This window comes from Ruegeria sp. BHSA123, from assembly GCF_059613425.1.
In genome coordinates, this window is the sequence record NZ_JBXWSL010000015.1 from 37,591 (window position 1) to 53,471 (window position 15,881).

Sequence of the window (15,881 nt, forward strand, 5' to 3'; positions counted from 1 at the left end):
TTTCAGGTGTTCCGCCTTCAATTATCGTAAACTCAGGCGATTGTCCTGAGTTTTCGCAGGTATATTGGCACAAAGACCGGAGGACTCATGTCTCATACCCTGCGTACATTAATCGACACCTCAACCTATGCTGACCAGTCGGCGATCCTTGAAACCCTGATCTCTCAGGCCAGCCTGAGCGCCACAGACCGCGCCGCCATCAGCGCCGCCGCCGCGCAGCTTGTGCGCGACATCCGCTCCAGCACGTCTCCGGGGTTGATGGAGGTGTTTTTGGCCGAATACGGCCTGTCCACCGACGAAGGCGTCGCCCTGATGTGCCTGGCCGAAGCGCTGTTGCGCGTGCCGGATGCCGACACGATTGACGCGTTGATTGAAGACAAAATTGCCCCTTCGGACTGGGGCAAGCATCTTGGGCACTCGTCTTCATCCTTGGTGAACGCCTCAACTTGGGCGCTGATGCTGACGGGCAAGGTTCTGGACGAAGGCAAGGCCTCGCCTGTTGGCGCCCTGCGCGGGGCCATCAAGCGATTGGGTGAACCCGTGATCCGTACCGCCGTGTCGCGGGCGATGAAGGAAATGGGGCGGCAATTCGTGTTAGGTGAATCCATCAACGCCGCGATGGAGCGTGCGCGCGGGATGGAAAACAAGGGATATACCTACTCCTACGACATGCTGGGAGAGGCCGCGCGAACCGAGGCGGACGCCGCGCGATATCACCTGTCGTATTCACGCGCCATCTCGGTCATCGCCGAAGCCTGCACCCATGAGGATATCCGCGCCAACCCGGGAATTTCAGTCAAGTTGTCAGCCCTGCATCCCCGTTATGAATTGGCGCAGGAAAAGCGCGTGATGGATGAACTGGTTCCCCGACTGCGGGCGCTGGCCCTTTTGGCCAAGGCCGCTGGTATGGGGCTAAACGTCGACGCCGAAGAGGCGGATCGCCTGTCTTTGTCACTGCAGGTGATTGAAGCGGTGATGTCCGATCCGGCGCTGGCCGGCTGGGATGGGTTCGGCATCGTGGTTCAGGCTTATGGGCCACGCGCGTCGCTGGTTCTGGACACGCTCTATGACATGGCGGAACGCCACGATCGCAAGCTGATGGTCCGTCTGGTCAAAGGCGCCTATTGGGATACCGAGATCAAACGCGCGCAGGTCGAAGGTGTGGACGGCTTTCCCGTCTTCACCCACAAGGCGGTCACCGATGTGTCCTATATCGCCAATGCGCGCAAATTGCTGGGCATGACAGACCGGATCTATCCGCAATTCGCCACCCACAACGCCCATACAGTCAGCGCCATCCTGCACATGGCCGAAGGTCAGCCTTTTGAATTTCAGCGCCTGCATGGCATGGGCGAGACATTGCATCAGCTTGTGATGAACAGGCAGAAGACCCGCTGCCGCATTTATGCACCGGTTGGCGCACATCGTGACCTGCTGGCCTACCTTGTGCGGCGTCTGCTGGAAAACGGAGCGAACTCATCCTTCGTCAACCAGATTGTCGACGATAACGTCCCGCCGGAAGTGGTTGCCGCAGATCCGTTTGTTACTGTTCAAACGCCTCCGCCCCCGCTGCCCACCGGCCCCGAACTGTTCCAGCCGGATCGCCCCAATTCCAAGGGCTTCGATCTGCACCACACCCCGACGCTGGACAAGGTTGACGCAGCGCGGGACCAGTTCCGCGCGTATCACTGGTATGCACAACCCTTGCTGGCTGACGCTGCCAAACCCCAAGCGGATGAGCAGGTAATCAACCCGGCGAATCCTGCCGACAAGCCCGGCGCGGTGGCTCCGGCGAGTGAAGCAGATGTGGAACTGGCGCTGGCTTCGGCAAAGCCATGGCAGGCCCCGGCAGTCGAACGTGCCCGTATCCTGAACTCTGCCGCCGATCTTTATGAAACACATTACGGCGAGTTGTTCGCCCTGCTGACGCGTGAGGCTGGCAAGTCGCTGCCCGACGCGGTGGCGGAACTGCGTGAGGCGGTGGATTTCCTACGTTACTACGCCGCCAACATTCCTGATGCCGAGCCCGCTGGCATATTTACCTGCATCAGCCCGTGGAACTTCCCGCTGGCGATTTTTTCCGGGCAGATTTCGGCTGCTTTGGCGACCGGGAACGCCGTTTTGGCCAAGCCTGCGCCGCAGACACCCCTGATCGCGCACCGCGCCATTCAATTGCTGCATGAGGCTGGTGTGCCGCGCGACGCGCTGCAATTGCTGCCGGGTGGTCCGGCCGTGGGCGCGGCGCTGACATCGGATGCGCGCGTCTCGGGCGTGGCCTTCACCGGTTCAACGGCAACCGCTCTCAGGATACGGTCGGCAATGGCTGGGTCCATGCGCCCCGGCACCCCGCTGATCGCGGAAACCGGCGGCCTGAACGCCATGATCGTTGACAGCACTGCACTTCCGGAACAGGCCGTGCAATCGATCATTGAAAGTGCCTTTCAATCCGCAGGCCAGCGGTGTTCGGCACTGCGATGCCTGTACCTGCAACAGGATATCGCAGATGACGTGCTGACCATGCTCAAAGGGGCAATGGATGCCCTGCGCATCGGGGACCCCTGGCTGATCTCTACCGATTGCGGCCCGGTGATCGACGCGCAGGCCCAGCAGGTCATCGCCGATCACGTCGCTACGGCACGGGCCGAAGGGCGCGTTCTGAAAGAGCTGCCGCTGCCGCCCGAAGGCATCTTTGTTGCCCCAACGTTGATCGAAATCTCGGGCATTGCCGCGCTGAAGCGTGAGATTTTTGGCCCCGTGTTGCACGTGGTAAGATTCAAAGCGCAGGAGATCGACAAGGTCATCGCGGATATCAACGCAACCGGATACGGGCTGACCTTTGGCCTGCAAACCCGGATCGACGACCGGGTGCAGCATGTGACCGAAGCTATCCATGCCGGAAACATCTATGTAAACCGCAATCAGATCGGTGCCATCGTTGGCTCCCAACCTTTTGGCGGTGAAGGGCTGTCAGGCACCGGTCCGAAGGCGGGCGGCCCGAATTACATGGCCCGGTTCTGTGCACCGGATCGGCAAACCACGACAGAAACCTGGGAGCATTTGGGAGACCTACCTGCTCCTCAGGGCCAGCCTGCCCCAATCCGGACCCGTTCTCTGCCCGGCCCAACCGGAGAATCGAACCGGCTGAGCGAATATCCCCGCCCGCCTCTTCTGTGCATGGGGCCGGGGGAAACGGCAGCGCGCGCGCAGGCTGACGCCGTACTGGCGCTGGGTGGCACGGCCATTCAGGCAACCGGAATGCTTGACCTTCACCGGTTGGAGAACCTGACCGGTATCTCGGGTGTCCTTTGGTGGGGCGACGCTGAAACCGCGCAGCAGATCGAACAGCACCTGGCCCGCCGGAACGGTCCCATTGTGCCCCTGATTCCGGGCAGACCCGACCGCGCGCGTGTGCTGGGTGAACGCCATGTGTGTGTCGATACGACCGCAGCCGGTGGAAACGCTGCGTTGTTGGGAGGTGCGGCATAAGCTTGCCTTGACGCTGGGCGCGCAAAAGCCCAGCGTCACCTCATGTTTCCGATCCGCGACCATAACCCCTCAGGGCGCACGCCTTATGTTGTCTACGCCTTATTGGCGGCCAACATCCTGATCTTCCTCAGCTATGTGGGGATCATGAATGATGCGCCACTTATCAACCGGCTGTTCTTCGACTATGCTATCATCCCGGCGCGGGTCAGTGATGGGGTTGGTCTGGAAACCCTTGTGACATCCATGTTCCTGCATGGGGGATGGATGCATCTGGCCGGGAACATGCTGTTCTTATGGATATTCGGCGACAATCTGGAAGACGAAATGGGCCATCTGCCCTTTTTGCTGTTCTATCTGGTCGCAGGTATCGGCGCAGGTCTGATCCATGTGGTTACAGGGCCGGACTCTCAGGTGCCTACCGTCGGCGCCTCGGGCGCGATTGCAGGTGTCATGGGTGGATACCTGCTGCTGTTTCCCAAGGCGCGTGTGGATATTCTGCTGATCCTGGTTGTCTATTTCAGGGTCTTTACCATCCCCGCCTTCATCATGCTGGGCGTATGGCTGGCGATTCAGTTCTTTGGCAGCGTCACCAGCAACCCGGACGAAGGCGGTATCGCCTATTGGGCCCATACCGGCGGGTTTGCCGTGGGCCTGATCCTATGCGTGCCATTGTGGCTGCGGCGCGGCGGCGTGCAGTTTTGGAACCGCACGCACGGGCACCCGCCCCACCCAGAGGCAACGTACAAGCTGTCGCAGTCACGTATTCCGCGCGTTCCGCGTCGATAAAGCTAGGCTAAGAGGCGATCAGCCTCGGATGACTTTGGCGAATTGATCAAAGATCGGTTCATTCGAACAGATCACTTCACCATCTTCCAGCACGTTGTCTTCGGGGTTCAGGGCCTGTACGAAGCCGCCCGCCTCTTTCACGATGATGATACCGGCGGCAACATCCCACGCGTTCAGGCGGCGTTCCCAGAAACCTTCGTACCGACCCGCGGCCACATATGCCATGTCAAGCGCCGCAGCCCCCCAACGGCGCACACCGGCGCAGACGGGCATCAGACGCGCCAGATCCTGCAGGGTTGCAGGCAGGTCAGAACGACCCCCAAAGGGCAGGCCGGTTGCAAAGATCGATTCAATCATGCGGTGACGCCCCGACACACGAATTCGGGTGTCGTTCATCCACGCACCTTCGCCTTTTTCAGCAAAGAACATCTCATCCTTGGCAGCATCATAGATCACGCCAGCAACGATCTTGCCCTTATGTTCCAGTGCAATCGAAATTGCCCAATGCGGCAGGCCATGCAGAAAATTGGTGGTGCCGTCCAGCGGATCGACGATCCAGCGGCGGGTCGGGTCTTCTCCGTCGATGAAACCGCCCTCTTCGGCCAGCCAGCCATAGGTCGGGCGTGCGCCCAGCAATTCGTCCTTCAGGATGGCCTCGGCCGCGATATCGGCCTTGGAAACAAAGTCGCCCGCGCCTTTCATCGACACCTGCAGATTCTCGACTTCACGAAAGTCCTTGACCAAAGAACGCCCGGCCTTGCGCGCGGCCTTGATCATGATGTTGAGATTTGCACTGCCAACCATTGTAAAAGGGCTCCTGTCCGGTCAAACCGCGCGTATACTGCCGCAAGGCTTCCTTGCCAAGAGGAATGATACGCATAACAGACCCGCAGAAAACGCCTCTACCGGGATTGCAGCTTGCGCGCCTCTTCGCGGGCCAGTTTCACCAGTTCCTGCACGTAGGGTTTATCCAGATCATCTGATCGGACCGCTGCATAAAGGCGACGCGTGATCCCCTCTTTGGTCAGGGGCCGGGTCACATAGTCCGAGTTGTATTTGACCTCGCGCACGACCCAATCCGGCAGAACCGAGATGCCTCGGTTTGATGCCACCAGAAGCAGGATGACAGCTGTCAGTTCCACCTGCCTGATCGAGGCAGGTTCGACCCGTGCAGGGATCAACAATTGGCTGAACACGTCCAGACGTGTGCGCTCCACCGGGTAGGTGATCAGAGTCTGGCCTCGGAAATCCTCAGCCTCGATATAGGCTTTTTCCGCCAGTGGATGGGCTGATGCAGCGACAAAGACGGGGTTGTAGTCAAACAGTTCCACAAACTCGACACCCGGCAGATCTTCGGGATCGGATGAGACCACCAGATCAACCTCTTCCTTCTGCAAGGCTGGAAGGGCGTCGAAGGCCAGACCGGGTCGAATATCTACATCCACGTCGCCCCAGGATTTCCTGAAGGATTCGAGAACCGGAAACAGCCATTCGAAACATGCGTGACATTCGATGGCGATATGCATCCGTCCGGTACGCCCGTCCCGCAGCGATGAAAACTCATTCTGTGCCGCCTCGACCTGCGGCAGGATCTGCTCGGCCAACCGCAGCAGACGCAAACCGGCGGCTGACAGCTTCATCGGCTTTGAACGTCGCAGAAAAAGCTCGACCCCGGCCTGATCCTCCAACCCTTTGACCTGATGACTCAATGCGGATTGGGTGATGTTCAATTGGTCGGCAGCGCGTGCCAACCCACCACATTCATGGATCGCCTTGATGGTTCGCAGGTGCCGGAATTCAATGTGCATCTCAAGTATCGTTCATGTTGTTGTTGAATAATATGAGTTTGTCTCACAATGCCTGTCATGGCACAAGATAGTCAGTTGATCCAGTGAGGCAGCCATGTCCAAACCCGAAATTTCATTCGAGTTCTTTCCGCCCAAAACTCTGGAGGCTTCTTTCCGCCTTTGGGATACGGTCCAGACATTGGCACCGCTGGAGCCTCGTTTTGTTTCCGTCACCTACGGTGCAGGCGGTACGACCCGGGAACTGACGCGCGACGCGGTCGCAACCCTGCATAAATCGTCTGGCCTGAACGTCGCCGCGCATCTGACCTGTGTCGACGCTTCGCGGCAGGAAACGCTGGAAATCGCCGACACATTCGCACGTGCGGGCGTGCAGGACATCGTGGCCCTGCGGGGCGACCCGCCGAAAGGGCACGACCGGTTCGTACCGCACCCAGAAGGCTTTAACAGTTCGATTGAGTTAATTGAGGCGCTGGCTGAAACCGAAATGTTCAGCATCCGTGTCGGGGCCTATCCTGACAAACACCCTGAAGCTGCGGACATGTCAGCAGACGTGGACTGGCTGAAGGCCAAACTTGACGCGGGCGCTGACGAAGCCCTGACGCAGTTCTTTTTCGAGGCCGAAACCTTCTTCCGTTTCCGTGACGCCTGCGCCAAGGCGGGCATCGACAAACCGATCGTTCCGGGCATTCTGCCTATAGAAAACTGGGCAGGCGCGCGCAAGTTCGCCAAAAGCTGCGACACGCATATTCCCGATTGGGTCGAACAAGCCTTTGAAAAGGCCGTGCGCGACGGGCGTGAGGATCTGCTGGCAACTGCGATCTGCACCGAGTTGTGCTCAGACCTGATCGAAGGTGGCGTGGACAAGCTGCATTTCTATACCCTGAACCGTCCCGAACTGACGCGCGATGTGTGCTTTGCCCTTGGGATTACACCACAAGTCGATCTGCAAAACGTCGCCTGACATCTGAAAAATCCAATGATTCGCCCGAGTTACGAACATGCCCGGGCGTTTTCCTTTTCTTATGCGCGACCTGTTTCACAGTCGCATCCGCGAATTCACGCCTTTGCGGAACAATGGAATCTTCGCATCGCGATTGTTGTCAGCTTTCCTCTCAATCAAACGTGAGATTTGACAAAACCATGCCCTCGGCAACACTAGGGGTGTGTAGTTTTTAATGAGTGTTTTGAGTATGGAACCTGTCGATAAGGTCAGAGCACGCACGGATGCCCTGGCAGATCTGGGCCTGAACCCGTCTGCCAATTCCAGTGAAATACGAGAGGCTTGGCGTCACATCGCCTTTCACACGCATCCTGATCATAAGGAAGGCGACAGTTCCGGGTTTTCGCGCGCCAAGGCAGCCTATGATTTTCTGCGCAAAGAAGGGCTGGCGACAAAGGGCGGTACCACTACTGGCCCGCCACAACCACGTCGGCCGCGGCTGAAAAAACGTATCATCGAGCTTCCGCAGGAGGATATTGCCGCCTGCGAGGCGATGCTGAATCCTGGGCAAGCGCTGTCGCATATGAACAGTCAGCCTGGTATTCAACCTAAATGCTGCAGTAGTGTTGCTGACCATGTTCCCGACGCGGTCGGATGCTATGGGCGACACCTGACTTACTTCGTCACAACACCGGTCAATCAGGGCGCAAATCGTGTGGCTTTGCCAACGACCGTTCTGACCAGTGCGCGGCACACCACAGCGGAAATCCTGAGCTTTCAGTCCAGCGACACGGGCGCCGGGGAAGTAGTCATTCCCGATACGATCCGCGAACGCAAATTCCCAGGTGCCAAAAGCGTCAGGATCCGGTTTGATGCAGATCAGGCGATACGGGATCAGTTCTGGCTTGCTGGCTGAACGAAAAGCCCGGCTGGTTAAGCCGGGCTTTGTGCATTTGCGGCCGGGTCAGTTTTTCACCGGACCTTCCGAGGTAAATTTCGGGATAACGCTGGTCGAGGCGTCAGACGGCTCGATACCCGGCCAGTTGCCTTCAGCAAGGTTGATGTTGCCCGGAATGTCTTCTTCGAAGAACCCGACAACCACATCCGTGATGTTTAGATACAGCTTGTCGTCAACGATCCGCCACAAGTTCGGGTTTGCCGGAACCTTGCCGCCGCGCGACACACCATAGGCGCAGTGCCCATCATATTGCGGGGCATAATAGGCCGGGTTTTCCAGAAATTTGTCGCGGTTTTCCTCGGACGAGAATGCCCAGGTTGCACCATTGTACTCGGCAGTGATGCTGGCATTGCCACGCACGCCTTCGTGCTGTGGCTGACCTACGGGGACCTGATCCAGGTTGCGATAGGCAACAACATCATACCCCGAGACGGCAAACCCCGTGCCGTCAATATATTGCGGTCCGGCAAATGCCGGAACGGCCAGGGCCAGGGCCGCAGCAAAGGTCAAAGCAAAGCGTTTCATGTAGTTTATCCTTTTCGTACCAGCGGTATCGGTGACGCCGTGATGGCAGGTCTGGCAAAACAATATGCGATTCCCATTCTGTTCGTAGCCCTCCTCGCGCCGCTGTGACCCCTCTCGAGCAAACGTGAGAGTTTGGTCGCGGATTATTACAAATTAAGCCGGAAAAGCTGGGTTGGACTCGGCGGATTGCAACACTACCTGTAAGACTGCACCGAACGCGGCCCGGACAAAGGCATGAAAGGCAAGACATGAGCGACCAATCTTCGTATACCCCCCCAGCAGTCTGGACATGGGACAGTGAAAGTGGCGGACAGTTCGCCAACATTAACCGACCTATTGCCGGCGCAACTCATGACAAGGACTTGCCGGTTGGACGCCACCCTTTGCAGTTGTATTCCCTTGCCACGCCCAACGGTGTCAAAGTCACCGTAATGCTGGAAGAGTTGCTGGCATTGGGTCACGAAGGCGCTGAATACAACGCTTGGCTGATCAACATCAGCGATGGCGACCAGTTCGGTTCAGGGTTTGTCGAGGTCAACCCAAACTCGAAAATCCCCGCCCTTTGGGATCGCTCTGGCGACAAGCCGGTTCGGGTGTTTGAAAGCGCCTCGATCCTGTTTCATCTGGCTGAGAAGTTCGGAGAGTTTCTGCCCGGGTCCGGGCCGGAACGGACCGAAGTCATGAACTGGCTATTCTGGCAAATGGGCAGCGCCCCTTATCTGGGCGGCGGGTTTGGCCATTTCTACGCCTACGCGCCTGAAAAGTGGGAATACCCGATCAACCGCTTTGCGATGGAGGCAAAACGCCAGTTGGACGTTCTGGACAGGGAATTGGCGAACAAGACCTATATCGCGGGCGAGGAATATACGATTGCCGACATGGCGATCTGGCCGTGGTACGGTCAGCTGGTTCTGGGCCGCCTTTATAGCGCGGCAGAGTTCCTTGACGCGGAATCCTACAAGAACGTGGTGCGTTGGGCCAAGGCGATTGACGCGCGGCCTGCGGTTCAGCGTGGCCGTATGGTCAACCGCGCCTTTGGCGAGCCGCACACGCAGCTTCAAGAGCGCCACGACGCCAGCGATTTCGAAACACGAACGCAAGACAAACTGGAAGCTGCTGCGGAATAGCAGCGTCCCATCTTAGTGCCACGCGTTGCAATATGCGCCGCGTGTTTGCGTTTTGGTGGTTACTTCAGAATTGGTGGTTTCGCGGGATTGCTGCCCGGTACCTCGCGCACCAGATCTGCAACCTGCGGTTCGGGCAGGTCAAAGCGAAGCCCCGTCTTCGCCAGCAGCGCGGCAGCGGCGTCATCTGTGGCAAAGAACCCGACATCCATCGCCCCCGCCTCGATCCCTGAAAACGTCAACGCCTCCGAAGCTGCCTTGGCCAGCGCTGGCTCGGCCCCATCAACCGCTCCGACAAACCCCAGCAAATGACCCTGAGCGCCCGCTTCTGATTTCGTGGCGACCAGATAGGCCGCACTGGCAAGGCCGCCAGCAGTTGCCAGCTTTGCATCAAGGGCGGTCAACAGGCTGTCCGGCAAACCGGCGGGCGGCATGAACTCGGCAAGCTTTTCCTCGACCTCTTCCGGGCCATGCAACAACGTTTCGGCCAGCCAGCCCAAGGCCTCGGCAGGCACCAGCATGGATGATGGGGCAGTTTCCAGGTTCAGGCCCAGCCCGATCTCCTGCCCTGCCAGCATCGCCGACAACACACGCCCCGACAGCGCAACATAACGCACAGGCCTCCCCGCAAACTGCGCCAATCGTTCCTCGCGGTCGAAAGCCAACACAAAGCGCCCGTCGGCCACATCGAACACTTCGGGCGAGATGTTTTCGCCCACCGTTTCTTCGGTCAGCATCAAAAACAGCTCACTATCAGCAAGCCGTTCAAAAAACCGCAGACGGGCAGCATCGTTCTGCGGATCTGCCAGCATCGCGGCATGCGCCGTGTCCAACGCTGTGGTTTCAGTCATTCAGCACCTCTTGGACCCGCGCGCGCAGAACCGGCAGCAGTTCTGCCTCGAACCACGGGTTTTTCTTTACCCATGCCGTATTCCGCCAGGACGGATGAGGCAAGGCAAAGACCCGCGGCGCATGGTCCTGCCAGTTCCGAACGGTGTCCGTCACCGACCCCCGCGCCCCCAGATGATATTTATGCGCATGACCACCGACCAACACCGTCAACGGCACCTGCCCCAGTTCCTGCATCACCCTGTCATGCCAAGTTTTACCGCATATCGCGGGCGGAGGAAGGTCAGAACCGCGGGCATCATAGCCGGGGAAACAGAATGCCATGGGCACAATCGACACGAGGTCACGATCATAAAAAACAGGTTCATTGACCCCAAGCCATTGGCGAAGCCTGTCGCCTGACGGGTCTGTAAAGGGCCGCCCTGACTCGTGCACGCGCGCACCCGGGGCCTGCCCCGCGATCAGGATGGGTGTTCCGCGCCGAAACCAGACCACCGGGCGGGGTTCATGAGCAGTTTTGGTTTGCGCAAAGGACGCAGCGCACAGGCGGCACGCGCGGATTTCGCCATCTAGATTTACCATCTGGTTGCGTAAGCTCCCAAAGCTGTTTTGCAAAGATCAGGTGTGAAACCACATAATAAAGGTGCGGAAGATTACCAGAAGTGCAGCGGAATTGCCGACAACCGATCAGTTGTTTGCGGGTTTGGCAGCAACGCATTGAACATTTGTTTCATAATTCGACATAATGTAGCCAACATGGATCGGTAAAAACCATCCTTTCTGACCGCCTGAAAGCGCGGCGACACAACGGAAACGAGCAGCAGGCCCCGAATGCTAGAGTTCGACAATGTCAGCAAGTCCTTCTGGACCGGGACGCGACGCAAGGTGATCCTGGACAGGGTCTCGTTCCGTGTCGAACTGGGTACGTCGCTGGGCGTTCTGGCCCCGAATGGTACTGGCAAAACCACACTGATCAACATGATGGCCGGTCTGGAAAAGCCCGACGAAGGTGTGATCCGCCGCGAATGCCGGGTCTCTTTTCCCATGGGTTTTACCGGGGGTGTAACCGGCAAGTTGTCAGCGCTTGAGAACGCGCGATACATCGCCAAGATTTACGGCATGGACCCGGACTATGTTGAGGCGTATTGCAAATGGCTCTGCGGCTTGGGTGAATATTTCGAACAGCCGTTGTCCACCTATTCTTCGGGGATGCGATCACGATTCACGTTTTCTTTGATGCTGGCGCTGGATTTCGACATGTATCTTGTCGATGAAGGGATGCCAGCATCTACCGATGTTGAATTCAACGAAAAGGCAGGGGCGATCCTGAAGGAAAGGTTGCGCACTACGACTTTGGTGATCGTGTCGCACAGCCCGACTGTATTGGAGAAATTCGCTCAGCAAGCCGCCGTTCTGCTGGACGGGCAATTGTACATGTTTGACTCCTTGGAAGAGGCAAAGCAGCTATATGACTACGAAACCCAAGGTTAGAAAGTACAACTGGCGCAACAATCGTCAGGTGGAAGATTCGGCCGAGGCGCGTGCGGATGCAATCTCTCGCATACGGGGCGCGACGCAAGGCCAGGCACCAGCGGCCGAGGCTCAGCCAGGCACGCAAATTGACGACATCAAGCGCGAAGGCCTGACAGGCCGCCAGTTGCGCATCGCGCGAAAACTGGCGCAGAAACACGGACTGGCAGCAACATCGGACTATGATGCGGTGCGCTTGCTGCGCAAGAAAGGCATTGATCCGTTTCAGCGCACGAACCTTCTTGATCTTGCCGCGGCAAAGCCCTCGGCACAGGGCGACAGTTCGAAGGTCAAAGACAAGATCAGCATTCAGTTGCCGCAATCCATTGGCGCAAGCACACCGAACCTTCCGGGACCCGAGCTCAGCCCGGCTGAGCGGCGCAACCTTGAAATCGGTCAGATTCAGAAGGACATCGCGCGTCGACGCAGGCGTAAGCTGTTTGGCCTTTTCGCACGTTTGGCCGCTTTTGTGTTCCTGCCGACCTTTGTTGTGGGGTTCTATTTCTATCGCATCGCCACCCCGATGTATGCCAGCGATTCCGAGTTTCTGATCCTGCAAGCCGATGGCGGGCCAGGCTCTATCGGCGGGCTGCTTGCCGGGACGCAATTCGCCACCACGCAGGATTCCATCTCGGTTCAGTCTTTCCTGGAGTCGAAAGAGGCTTTGTTGCTGCTGGATCGGGACGCAGGGTTTTCCGATGTCTTCAGGCAGGAAAAGATTGATCCGATTCAAAGGCTGTCGCCCGACGCCACGCTGGAAGACGCATACAAGCTGTTCAAACGCATGATCACCATCGGGTATGACCCAACCGAAGGGGTCATTCGGATGGAGGTTGTAGCACCGGACGCACAGACCTCGACCGAGTTCTCGGAGCGTTTGATCTCTTACGCCGAAGATCGGGTGAATGCCCTGTCCGGCAAGAAGCGCGAAGACCAGATGCGCGATGCATTGGAAAGCTTTGAAGCGGCGCAGGAGGCGCGGCGGCAGGCGCAGGAGGAATTGATCGAGCTTCAGCTTCAAGGGGCGGTGCTGGACCCCGAGAATGTCATTGCCAGCCTGCGCGCCCGCATCAACGAGATCGAGATATTGGTGCAGGACAAAGAGCTTGAACTTGCCGCCCTGCAGGACAACCTGCGCCCGAACAAAGCCAAGGTTGACGGTGTCAAGGCTGACATTGCCCGGCTTGAAAAGGTGCTGGAACAACTGAATGCCGAGATGCAGGATGCTTCCGATGGCGAAAATTCGCTGGCGCGGTTGAGCGTGCGCATCCAGATCGCTCAGGCGGATCTGGCGGCGCGGGACATGATGCTGCAAACGGCAATGCAGCAAATGGAATCGACCCGATCCGAAGCCAATCGGCAGGTGCGTTATCTGACCGTCTCGGTGAACCCGATCCCCAGTCAGGAACCCAGCTATCCGCGCAAGTTCGAAAATACGATTTTGGCATTCCTGTTGTTTGCTGGTATCTACCTCATGATCTCGCTTACCGCGTCGGTCCTTCGTGAACAGGTATCCTCATAAGACTCATGAAACATGTAAAAATCTCCGACCTGACAGTCGGCAACGACCTTCCGCTGACCATCATTGCAGGCCCCTGCCAGCTTGAAACGGCAGACCACGCGCAGATGATTGCTGGCAAGATGAAAGAGGCCTGCGACGCAGCCGGTGCGCAATATGTCTTCAAAGCATCTTATGACAAGGCAAACCGGACCTCGCTGTCCGGCAAGCGCGGCATGGGCATTGATGCGGGGTTGCAGGTTCTGGATAGCATCCGCAAATCGATGGGCATTCCGGTCCTGACCGATGTTCATACCGAAGCGCAGTGCGCCATCGCCGCCGAGGCGGTAGACGTCCTGCAAATCCCGGCGTTTTTGTGCCGCCAGACGGATATGCTGCTCGCTGCGGGCAATACCGGCGCAGTGGTCAATGTAAAAAAGGGTCAGTTTCTCGCGCCGTGGGAGATGCCCAATATCGTGTCCAAGATCGAAAGCACGGGGAATCATAATATCTTGCTGACCGAACGTGGCACTTCTTTCGGCTATAACACGCTGGTGGCTGATATGCGGTCCCTGCCGCAAATGGCCCAAACCGGTTATCCGGTGGTGATGGATGCGACCCATTCCGTGCAGCAACCGGGTGGAAAAGGTGGATCCTCGGGCGGGCAACGCGAATTTGCTCCGGTCATGGCGCGCGCCGCCGTGTCGCTGGGTATTGGCGCGGTGTTCATTGAAACACACCAAGATCCGGACAATGCCCCTTCGGATGGGCCCAACATGATTCCGTTGGATCAGATGCCCCAACTCATTGACACTTTGATGCGCTTCGATGCGCTGGCCAAAGCTGATCCTATTCAGATTTAACGATTGAGACTTGTTATGACCAAACCGATTCCCGAGGTAACACCAAACACCTGGAGCTTTCTCCGCGACGCAATGATCAAACCCACCGGGTTTCGCGAATACGACGCCCGATGGAAATATCCGGAAGAGATTAACCTGCCGGGCATGACGGCGCTTGGCCTAGGACTTGGCACGCAAATGCGCAGGCGCGGGATCGAGCCCGTGATCGCTGTAGGAAACGATTACCGTGACTATTCACTGGCGATCAAAAACGCCCTGATCCTGGGTTTGATACAGGCCGGTATCCGCGTGAAAGACATTGGCCCTGCGCTTAGCCCGATGGCCTATTTCGCACAGTTTCATCTGGATGTACCGGCCGTGGCGATGGTTACGGCGAGCCACAATCCAAACGGCTGGACTGGGGTCAAAATGGGCTTTGACCGCCCTTTGACACACGGCCCCGACGAGATGTCTGAATTGCGCGACATCGTTCTGAATGGCGAAGGTCAGACGCATGCGGGTGGATCTTGGGAATTCGTCGAGGGCGTGAAAGAAGCGTATATCGACGACCTCGTCGGCGATTTCAAAGTGTCCCGCCCGCTAAAGGTTGTCTGCGCAACCGGAAACGGCACCGCTTCGGCCTTTGCGCCCGAAATCTTCGAACGGATGGGGGTTGAGGTCGTCCCCAGCCATAACCGGCTGGATTACACTTTCCCGAATTACAACCCGAACCCCGAAGCGATGGAAATGCTGCATGACATGGCGGCAACGGTAAAATCCAGCGGTGCCGATCTGGCACTTGGGTTTGACGGTGACGGTGATCGTTGCGGCGTCGTCGATGATGAAGGTGAAGAAATCTTTGCCGACAAGGTGGGCGTGATCATGGCCCGCGATCTGGCCAAGCTGCACCCCGGATCGACCTTTGTCGCAGATGTGAAATCTACCGGCCTGTTTGCCAGCGATCCCGAGCTACAGGCCCTTGGCGTCAAGGTAGATTACTGGAAAACCGGCCACAGCCACATGAAACGGCGCGTCAAGGAAATCGGTGCGCTGGCTGGGTTTGAAAAGTCGGGCCATTACTTTCTGGCCGAGCCGGTCGGGCGCGGTTATGACTGCGGAATGCGCGTCGCGGTCGAGATCTGTAAACTGATGGACCGCAACCCGGATCAAAGCATGTCCGACCTGCGCAAAGCTCTGCCCAAGACCTGGTCGACGCCCACCATGTCACCCTATGCGGCAGATACCGAAAAATACGATATCCTGCAGCGACTGGTCGACAAGCTGGTTGCCAAAAGCGAAGCTAATGAGACATTTGCTGGCCGCGCGATCAAGGAGGTCGTTACGGTGAACGGCGCACGTGTGATTCTGGACAATGGCAGCTGGGGGCTGGTGCGGGCTTCATCCAACACACCCAATCTGGTGGTCGTGTGTGAAAGCAGCGAAAGCGAAGCTGAGATGCGTGCGATCTTTGCCGATATCGATGCGGTGATCCGAACCGAACCCAGTGTTGGCGATTACGACCAGACCATCTGAAG

Annotated in this window: 14 protein-coding genes; 9 read left to right on the plus strand and 5 right to left on the minus strand. The window is 58.0% G+C overall.

The window, feature by feature from the left end:
* Positions 1-87 precede the first annotated feature (87 nt).
* A complete protein-coding gene (gene putA, locus AC2FNC_RS10390) occupies positions 88-3,486 on the plus strand; it encodes a bifunctional proline dehydrogenase/L-glutamate gamma-semialdehyde dehydrogenase PutA (RefSeq protein WP_496715268.1) in 3,399 nt (1,132 codons plus the stop codon).
* 42 nt (positions 3,487-3,528) lie between these two features.
* Positions 3,529-4,272: a rhomboid family intramembrane serine protease gene (locus AC2FNC_RS10395; protein ID WP_496715270.1), complete on the plus strand. Its 744-nt coding sequence runs from the start codon at positions 3,529-3,531 to the stop codon at positions 4,270-4,272.
* 18 nt (positions 4,273-4,290) lie between these two features.
* On the opposite strand, the gene AC2FNC_RS10400 is transcribed toward AC2FNC_RS10395, so the two are convergent.
* The gene (locus AC2FNC_RS10400; protein WP_496715272.1) at positions 4,291-5,076 is read right to left on the minus strand and encodes an inositol monophosphatase family protein; all 786 of its coding nucleotides are present in this window, start codon (positions 5,074-5,076) and stop codon (positions 4,291-4,293) included.
* A gap of 98 nt (positions 5,077-5,174) precedes the next feature.
* Positions 5,175-6,080, minus strand: a complete 906-nt coding sequence (locus tag AC2FNC_RS10405) for a LysR family transcriptional regulator (protein ID WP_480553958.1) — start codon at positions 6,078-6,080, stop codon at positions 5,175-5,177.
* 94 nt (positions 6,081-6,174) lie between these two features.
* Between AC2FNC_RS10405 and metF the strand changes: the two genes are divergently transcribed.
* Both metF and AC2FNC_RS10415 read left to right on the plus strand, forming a co-directional pair.
* Positions 6,175-7,041, plus strand: coding sequence for a methylenetetrahydrofolate reductase [NAD(P)H] (metF, locus tag AC2FNC_RS10410; RefSeq protein WP_480553957.1), 867 nt, complete (start codon positions 6,175-6,177; stop codon positions 7,039-7,041).
* A 229-nt stretch (positions 7,042-7,270) separates the two neighbouring features.
* Complete coding sequence (locus AC2FNC_RS10415) at positions 7,271-7,936, plus strand: DnaJ domain-containing protein (RefSeq protein WP_480625218.1); 666 nt, start codon at positions 7,271-7,273, stop codon at positions 7,934-7,936.
* A gap of 48 nt (positions 7,937-7,984) precedes the next feature.
* On the opposite strand, the gene AC2FNC_RS10420 is transcribed toward AC2FNC_RS10415, so the two are convergent.
* Entirely contained in the window at positions 7,985-8,503 is a 519-nt protein-coding gene (locus AC2FNC_RS10420; RefSeq protein WP_480553955.1) for a YHS domain-containing (seleno)protein, read from the minus strand.
* Between the two features lie 248 nt (positions 8,504-8,751).
* Between AC2FNC_RS10420 and yghU the strand changes: the two genes are divergently transcribed.
* A complete protein-coding gene (gene yghU, locus AC2FNC_RS10425) occupies positions 8,752-9,630 on the plus strand; it encodes a glutathione-dependent disulfide-bond oxidoreductase (RefSeq protein ID WP_496715275.1) in 879 nt (292 codons plus the stop codon).
* A gap of 59 nt (positions 9,631-9,689) precedes the next feature.
* Here yghU and AC2FNC_RS10430 read toward each other — a convergent pair whose 3' ends face one another.
* Positions 9,690-10,478 carry an SseB family protein gene (locus tag AC2FNC_RS10430; RefSeq protein WP_496715277.1) on the minus strand — a complete coding sequence of 263 codons (789 nt, stop codon included), beginning with the start codon at positions 10,476-10,478 and terminating at the stop codon, positions 9,690-9,692.
* The gene (locus tag AC2FNC_RS10435) at positions 10,471-11,058 is read right to left on the minus strand and encodes a uracil-DNA glycosylase family protein (RefSeq protein WP_496715279.1); all 588 of its coding nucleotides are present in this window, start codon (positions 11,056-11,058) and stop codon (positions 10,471-10,473) included. The genes AC2FNC_RS10430 and AC2FNC_RS10435 overlap by 8 nt, the downstream gene beginning before the upstream one ends.
* Positions 11,059-11,307: 249 nt before the next feature.
* Here AC2FNC_RS10435 and AC2FNC_RS10440 point away from each other — a divergent pair, with 249 nt between their 5' ends.
* The 4 genes from AC2FNC_RS10440 to AC2FNC_RS10455 are packed head-to-tail and all read left to right on the plus strand — an operon-like array spanning position 11,308 to position 15,879.
* Positions 11,308-11,967 carry an ABC transporter ATP-binding protein gene (locus tag AC2FNC_RS10440; RefSeq protein WP_209504732.1) on the plus strand — a complete coding sequence of 220 codons (660 nt, stop codon included), beginning with the start codon at positions 11,308-11,310 and terminating at the stop codon, positions 11,965-11,967.
* Positions 11,945-13,528, plus strand: coding sequence for a capsule biosynthesis protein (locus AC2FNC_RS10445; RefSeq protein ID WP_480475559.1), 1,584 nt, complete (start codon positions 11,945-11,947; stop codon positions 13,526-13,528). Before AC2FNC_RS10440 ends, AC2FNC_RS10445 begins: the two co-directional genes overlap by 23 nt.
* A 5-nt stretch (positions 13,529-13,533) precedes the next feature.
* Positions 13,534-14,367 carry a 3-deoxy-8-phosphooctulonate synthase gene (gene kdsA / locus AC2FNC_RS10450; protein WP_480475557.1) on the plus strand — a complete coding sequence of 278 codons (834 nt, stop codon included), beginning with the start codon at positions 13,534-13,536 and terminating at the stop codon, positions 14,365-14,367.
* Positions 14,368-14,382: 15 nt separating this feature from the next.
* Positions 14,383-15,879, plus strand: coding sequence for a phosphomannomutase/phosphoglucomutase (locus AC2FNC_RS10455; protein WP_480605264.1), 1,497 nt, complete (start codon positions 14,383-14,385; stop codon positions 15,877-15,879).
* Positions 15,880-15,881 lie beyond the last annotated feature (2 nt).

Excerpts from the sequence above, each read along its gene's own strand:
- AC2FNC_RS10445 (WP_480475559.1), top strand. The coding sequence starts at position 11,945 with ATGACTACGAAACCCAAGGTTAGAAAGTACAACTGGCGCAACAATCGT.
- AC2FNC_RS10430 (WP_496715277.1), bottom strand. The coding sequence starts at position 10,478 with ATGACTGAAACCACAGCGTTGGACACGGCGCATGCCGCGATGCTGGCA.
- AC2FNC_RS10395 (WP_496715270.1), top strand. The coding sequence starts at position 3,529 with ATGTTTCCGATCCGCGACCATAACCCCTCAGGGCGCACGCCTTATGTT.
- AC2FNC_RS10435 (WP_496715279.1), bottom strand. The coding sequence starts at position 11,058 with ATGGTAAATCTAGATGGCGAAATCCGCGCGTGCCGCCTGTGCGCTGCG.
- AC2FNC_RS10400 (WP_496715272.1), bottom strand. The coding sequence starts at position 5,076 with ATGGTTGGCAGTGCAAATCTCAACATCATGATCAAGGCCGCGCGCAAG.
- AC2FNC_RS10420 (WP_480553955.1), bottom strand. The coding sequence starts at position 8,503 with ATGAAACGCTTTGCTTTGACCTTTGCTGCGGCCCTGGCCCTGGCCGTT.
- AC2FNC_RS10405 (WP_480553958.1), bottom strand. The coding sequence starts at position 6,080 with ATGCACATTGAATTCCGGCACCTGCGAACCATCAAGGCGATCCATGAA.
- yghU (WP_496715275.1), top strand. The coding sequence starts at position 8,752 with ATGAGCGACCAATCTTCGTATACCCCCCCAGCAGTCTGGACATGGGAC.
- kdsA (WP_480475557.1), top strand. The coding sequence starts at position 13,534 with ATGAAACATGTAAAAATCTCCGACCTGACAGTCGGCAACGACCTTCCG.
- AC2FNC_RS10440 (WP_209504732.1), top strand. The coding sequence starts at position 11,308 with ATGCTAGAGTTCGACAATGTCAGCAAGTCCTTCTGGACCGGGACGCGA.
- metF (WP_480553957.1), top strand. The coding sequence starts at position 6,175 with ATGTCCAAACCCGAAATTTCATTCGAGTTCTTTCCGCCCAAAACTCTG.
- AC2FNC_RS10415 (WP_480625218.1), top strand. The coding sequence starts at position 7,271 with ATGGAACCTGTCGATAAGGTCAGAGCACGCACGGATGCCCTGGCAGAT.
- AC2FNC_RS10455 (WP_480605264.1), top strand. The coding sequence starts at position 14,383 with ATGACCAAACCGATTCCCGAGGTAACACCAAACACCTGGAGCTTTCTC.
- putA (WP_496715268.1), top strand. The coding sequence starts at position 88 with ATGTCTCATACCCTGCGTACATTAATCGACACCTCAACCTATGCTGAC.